General features: G+C 47.7%; 4 protein-coding genes. 2 read left to right on the top strand and 2 right to left on the bottom strand.

Annotated features, from left to right (window positions below; genetic code table 11):
• Positions 1-46 precede the first annotated feature (46 nt).
• Together DW947_RS21240 and DW947_RS21235 are read right to left on the bottom strand one after the other, a co-directional pair.
• Complete coding sequence (locus DW947_RS21240; RefSeq protein WP_117963718.1) at positions 47-517, bottom strand: hypothetical protein; 471 nt, start codon at positions 515-517, stop codon at positions 47-49.
• A gap of 30 nt (positions 518-547) precedes the next feature.
• Complete coding sequence (locus tag DW947_RS21235; RefSeq protein WP_008627610.1) at positions 548-850, bottom strand: immunity 17 family protein; 303 nt, start codon at positions 848-850, stop codon at positions 548-550.
• Between the two features lie 130 nt (positions 851-980).
• Between DW947_RS21235 and DW947_RS21230 the strand changes: the two genes are divergently transcribed.
• Both DW947_RS21230 and DW947_RS21220 read left to right on the top strand, forming a co-directional pair.
• On the top strand, positions 981-1,736 hold the full coding sequence (locus tag DW947_RS21230; protein WP_008627608.1) for a WG repeat-containing protein: 756 nt from the start codon (positions 981-983) through the stop codon (positions 1,734-1,736).
• A gap of 653 nt (positions 1,737-2,389) precedes the next feature.
• Entirely contained in the window at positions 2,390-2,881 is a 492-nt protein-coding gene (locus tag DW947_RS21220) for a PaaI family thioesterase (protein ID WP_005832726.1), read from the top strand.
• Positions 2,882-3,276 lie beyond the last annotated feature (395 nt).

Raw genomic sequence — 3,276 nt, 5'->3', positions numbered from 1 at the left:
GTGGTACACGTTTCAAATGCTACCCGGGTCCCTTTTCAAGTGTTAGCTACATCTCCTGCAACCTTTCGATCAGTGGTTGCTCCTTGGAATGGTTCTTTTGTTCGGCTATAATGAAGAACGATGCAAAACTGCCGATAACATACAGCCAGAACAGGCATTGACCGAGCAATTTCCGGTATTCGCCCACTGTCTCGTACTTCGCCTGCATCGCTTTCAGCTTCGCAGGACGGTAATACAGCTTTCTGGCAATCCAGATAAAAGGAGCGAGCGTCGCTGCGGCGAACAGATAGGCAACCGGGTTGAACCTGCTCCATTCCACCTTGTCCGTCAGGGAAGAGAACCAGCCCGTCAGCATATCCCATCCCCATGCCTCGAACAAAAGATGGAGAGCCATCAGGTTAAGAAGCCACAGGATTGCCATCGTCCACGTGGCATTGGAGATAACCGCCTTGTCTTTCCTTGCACGTTTGTTCTTGCTCCAGAAGTAATACATCCAGTATGCCGGTTCCTTGAACATAGCTTCCTCCTTTCCTTGTTTTCCGCTTGCTTATCCCGTTACGAAGAACAGCAACAGGGCGCATCCCGTTGCGGCGGCAACGATCAGCCCCAGCCAGAAACGGTAACTCCTTTCACCCAGCGTACCCAGCCAGAAATTCCCTTCCCAACTTCCCGGACGGGAGTACGTCCACCGCCATCCGCAGACAATCCCCACAAGCCACAGCAGCAGGATTCCCGCCACGATCAGGTAGCCGTACCTCGGATGCGCCTGCAACCACTCCGGCAGACCCTCCATAAACTCGCTTATCTTATCGAACCATTCCATAGCAATAACAGAAAAAGCCAAATTCATACCTTACGGACGAACCGTTATACATCAAAGCAAAAATAGTGAAAAGTCCAATCACTCAAAAAGTTTCACCGCAAAAATCTTTTCCGTTTGGAAGAAATACGTTTTATTTGCACCTATATAGCCGCAACGTATGAAGAAAGCCTCCCCACATAAAAGAACCAGTCGGCCGAAGCTCCCCGGATTCTTCGACCACCTCTTTTATTGGACGTGGCGCAGTTGTCGGCACGGCTTCCCGGATCGTAGTTTTGCGGTCATCAGTGTGGTCCAGTTCGCCTGCCTCCTGTTTCCTGTCGCCATCGCTTTACAGTTCTTGGGCACTCCGGCTGTCCGCTTCCTTTACGAAACAGACGACCGCCTTACGCTTTTCCCGCTGATACTGCCGTTCCCCGTATTGCTCTGGAGGAATATGCGCATCTATACCGAGGAGCGTTACCGCATGATGCACGACTATTACGGGGCGTTCCATGTATCGGTACGGCAACGCTATCGCCTCCGTTTCCTTGTCTGCACGGTGCTTGCAGTCCTTGCCATCCTGCTTGAAATACGGCTGTTCACCCTTTATCATGACCGCTGCACGGCCATATCCTCCGGCAACAGCCATCCCGCAAGCCTCTATGTCCCGTACCGGTATGACAACGGCAACGACCCCGTGCAGGAAGGCGTTTACCGCATCGTCGATGAAAAAGGGCGTATCGGATATGCGGACGAGCATGGCAATACCCTCGTAGAACCACGCTTCGCTTTTGGCTTTCCTTTCGAGAACGGGAAGGCGAAAGTAACCGACACGGGAGAACTGGAAGAAGCTCCCGGTTCGGATGGGGAATACCACTATTGGGAAAGCGATGATTGGTATTACATCGACCGCAAAGGGCAAAGGATTGAATAAAAGCCCCAAGACTGCCCTAAGCCCGACATTCCAGCCACCCCACCTGCCAAGCCCTTGCAGGGCAAACACGAAGCCGCCAAGCCCTATCGGAACATCCCGTTCATCCCACCTTTCCCCCGAAACAAACACCAAAACTCAAAACCAACTCATTTACAGAAACTTAAAAGAATATCGGTGCAAGCCGCAAAACAGCCCTGTGTGGCTGGTGCAAGGTGCAGCTATATATATAAATATAGCTGCACCTTGCACCACAGAAATACACACTGAAAATCAACATTTTACACTTCGAGTAAAACCACGGGTGCAACCTCGTTTTTTGCACCGCCTCCTGATTTTATGCTTTTCCTGTAATCCGGTAATCCCGAAAAATAAAAAATCCCCGAAACATTTCCCTTTTTCGGTCAAAATTCCTATATTTGCATCAGTTCCAAGAGCAGAGCGAAGCAATGCAGCGAAACCCGCACAGCTACCAAATCGCTACCGGCTACCGAACTTTCTACTCTTTAAGTCTTATCTACCAACCGATTACAAAAAAACGATTGTTTTTCAATGAAAAAGGCATCAATAATTTGTAGTTCTCAATCGGAATGACTAATATTGAACGTCTTATTGAGAGACTTTATGAATCAAAACCAGATAAAGAAGAATACGATATGAAGAAGATTATCAATCCGTGGAAAGATATGGAGGGCTACAACTGTTTCGGTTGCTCTCCCGACAATGAAGCCGGTGTGAGAATGGAGTTTTATGAGGACGGTGACGAGGTGGTGAGCATCTGGAAGCCGCGTCCGGAGTATCAAGGGTGGCTGAATACGTTGCATGGAGGCATCCAGTCCGTATTGCTGGACGAAATCTGCGGCTGGGTCGTGTTCCGCAAGCTGCAGACCGGCGGGGTGACATCGAAAATGGAAACCCGCTTCCGCAAATCCATATCGACCAACGACACGCATGTGGTGCTGCGGGCTTCGCTTCGCGAGCAGAAGCGGAATATTGCTATCATAGAAGCACGCCTGTATAATAGCATGGGCGAACTTTGCACAGAAGCCACTTGCACCTACTTTACCTTTCCGAAGGAGAAGGCGGAAGCGGAAATGCATTTCCATAGCTGCGAAGTAGAGCAGGAGGAAATATTGCCGTTGATTTAATTGTTTCACCACAGATTACACAGATTTGCATAGATTGGAATAAAAATAATCTGTGCAAATCTGTGTAATCTGTGGTGAACTAAGATGAATTTGAAAGAAAAAATAAACTTTTTGTGATAAATCTTTTGGAGTTTCAAACTTTTAGTTTACTTTTGTCGCATTAAAATCCAAAAAATATGAAGAATATCGTTGCACATCATCACCATCATCATCCTAACGAATAACTCGGTGGGCGTATGAGTGTATATGTACAACAGATGACATAACAGACGAGGCTTACCGAATATTGGTAAGCCTCGTTTTGTTTTCTGTCATCTCATTCAAAATAGTAAATAGTAAATCGTAAAATAAACACATAGCGAAAAAGTAAATTAGAGCAAAGCGTAGCGAATTAG

The organism is Bacteroides sp. AM44-19, from assembly GCF_003603395.1.
GTDB classification, from domain to species: Bacteria; Bacteroidota; Bacteroidia; order Bacteroidales; family Bacteroidaceae; genus Bacteroides; species Bacteroides uniformis.
This window is presented reverse-complemented; position numbering and strand designations above follow the sequence as displayed.